The organism is Streptomyces sp. NRRL F-5123 (assembly GCF_000721495.1).
GTDB lineage: Bacteria > Actinomycetota > Actinomycetes > Streptomycetales > Streptomycetaceae > Actinacidiphila.
In genome coordinates this window covers 1-2161 of record NZ_JOHY01000135.1, presented here as the reverse complement: position 1 = coordinate 2161, position 2161 = coordinate 1, and the positions used below count along the sequence as shown (strand labels likewise).

Sequence of the window (2161 nt, the reverse complement as noted above, 5' to 3'; positions counted from 1 at the left end):
CGGACGGGGTGCGCATTCCTGCGGGGGCACCCCCGGATCGTCCCCCTCCCGAGGTCTCGTCGGCGGCTGCCCGCCGGTGGGGGTGAGGGTGGGTGGGGTGAGCGGCCCCCTCCTCCTGCGTTGCGTCGGCTGCCCGCCGGTGAGGTGCGAGGGACTGCGGGTCGCCCCCGACGGTGGTGCACCCCCGCAGGGGGACAGAAAGCCGACGTCCCACCCGCACGGTGGGGGTGGGAAACCCCCGCGCCGTCAGGCGCGGGCACCCCGATGGCGGGTTCGCCCCCGGCGGCGGTGCACCCCCGCAGGTGGGGGAAAGCCGACGGCCATGTCGCACGGGTGGTGGGTCCGCGCCGTCAGGTGCGGGGGCCGCCGAAGGTGGTGGGGGCTGCTTGCTCGCCGGTGGGGCCGCTCGTGGCGCCGAAGGCGCCGTGAGGGGGGAGGAGGAGGCCGCCGAGGGCGGCGGGGGAGAGGGGGGTGTGGACGGTGAGGTCGTTGAGGGCGAGGCGTTGGGCCGCGCGGGCGAGGCGGTACGCGTCCGCCGGGGGGACGTCGGAGCGCTCGGCCCCGGCCAGGTTCGTACGGGCGGCGCAGCCGATGGCTCCGCGGTGCGTGGAGATGAGGTCGCGCGCCGCCGCGACCTCGCTGCGGGCCGCGAACTCCGCGTAGGGCCCGTCCCGCAGTGCCGCGAGCGGGTCGTACGGCCCCGGGGGCCGGTCCTCGCCGAGCAGGCCCTCCGCTTCCCGCAGGTCCGCGGCGCGGCGCGCGGTCGCCTCGGCGAGGGTGGCGGCCTGGCCGAGAGCGCCCTCGGCCAGGCGGACGAACAGCGCGGCCCGGCCGTGGTCCGTACCGACCGCCGAGCGCGCGAGGTCCAGCCGCTCCCGGGCGAAGTCCAGCAGGGCGCGGGCCTGCGCGGGGTGCCCGGCGACCGGGGCGAGCGGCTCGCCGCCGTACTCAGCGGCGAGCGGTGCCAGCTCGTGCTCGGCCGCCGCGATCCTGCCGGGCAGCGCGGTGGCATGGGCCTCGGCCTGCTCCAGCAGCTCGGGCACGTCCGCCTCCAGCCCGCGCAGCCGGTCGAACGCCTGCGCCTCCGCGTCGAGGCGGCGGTTGGCCTGCGTGCAGTGGGAGAGGATCTCGTCCAGCAGCTGCCGCCGGGTCACCTCGTCCGGAGCGTCGCCGTCGAGCTGCGCGCGCAGCCGGAAGGCGGCGGCCAGCTCCTCCCGGGCGTAGTCCACGGCCTCCGCGAAGGTCTTCACCGCCGGGGCACCGGCCTGCGCCGCCGCGAAACCGACGTCCTCGTGGCTGGTACGGACGGCGTCGTCGGTCGCCACGAGCTGCCGGCTCGCCTGCGCGTCGAGTTCCGGCAGCGGGGTCGGGCGCGGACCGTAACGCCGGGGCCTTCCGCGGACGCCAGGCCCCGCTACCGCGGCCCGTGGCGCGCTGCGGGCGGCCGCGGACGTACCCCGGCGGCGTACCGCGACGAGGGCGACCACTCCCACCACCACGACCGCGACCACCGGGATCCACAGGTCGGCGGCCCCGTTCTCCGCGGGGCCCTCCGCGCCGGGCAGGCTGTTCGGGACCCGCACCGCCCCCGCGGGGGACGCCGTGAGCCCGAGCGCGGCCAGGGCTCCGATGGCGAGCAGCGCGCTGCGGGCCGCGCCCAGCCGGTGTCCTCGCCGCCTCATGCGCATCGCGCCTTTCGCCGCGCCACACCACCGCGGGTGGCTGTTCTGGGAGGCTATGCGCGTCCGCGGTGTCCCGCGAGTCCGCGCCCCGGCCCCCCGCCGCTTCCGGCAACCCCGCCGGCCGCCTTTCTCACCGCGGGGGCGCCCGCGCCTTGCGGCGGGGTGTCCCCCACCCCCACCACCCGTGCGACGTGGACGTCGGCCGACGGTCCCCGGCGGGGGTGCACCGCCGTCGGGGCGATCCGCAGCCCCGTGGACGTCACCCCCCAGCGGCAGGCAGCCGCCCACGCGAGGCATGGAGAAGGGGACGAGTACCCCAACCCACCCCCGGCCCACGCACGGCAGAGTGGGAGGGGGCCGCTCACCCCACCCACCCCCACCGGCAGGCAGCCGCCCACGCGAGGCACGAGGAAGGGGACGACCACCCCACCCCTGTCTCTTATACACATCTGACGCTGCCGACGACTCCTTACGTGTTG

At 77.9% G+C, this 2161-nt stretch carries 1 protein-coding gene; it reads right to left on the bottom strand.

The window, feature by feature from the left end:
• Positions 1-350 precede the first annotated feature (350 nt).
• Positions 351-1682, bottom strand: a complete 1332-nt coding sequence (locus IH54_RS0138450; protein ID WP_159012382.1) for a hypothetical protein — start codon at positions 1680-1682, stop codon at positions 351-353.
• Positions 1683-2161: the final 479 nt, after the last annotated feature.

What these genes read in the sequence shown, in the direction of transcription:
- IH54_RS0138450 (WP_159012382.1), bottom strand. Translation starts at nt 1,682, where the DNA reads ATGAGGCGGCGAGGACACCGGCTGGGCGCGGCCCGCAGCGCGCTGCTC.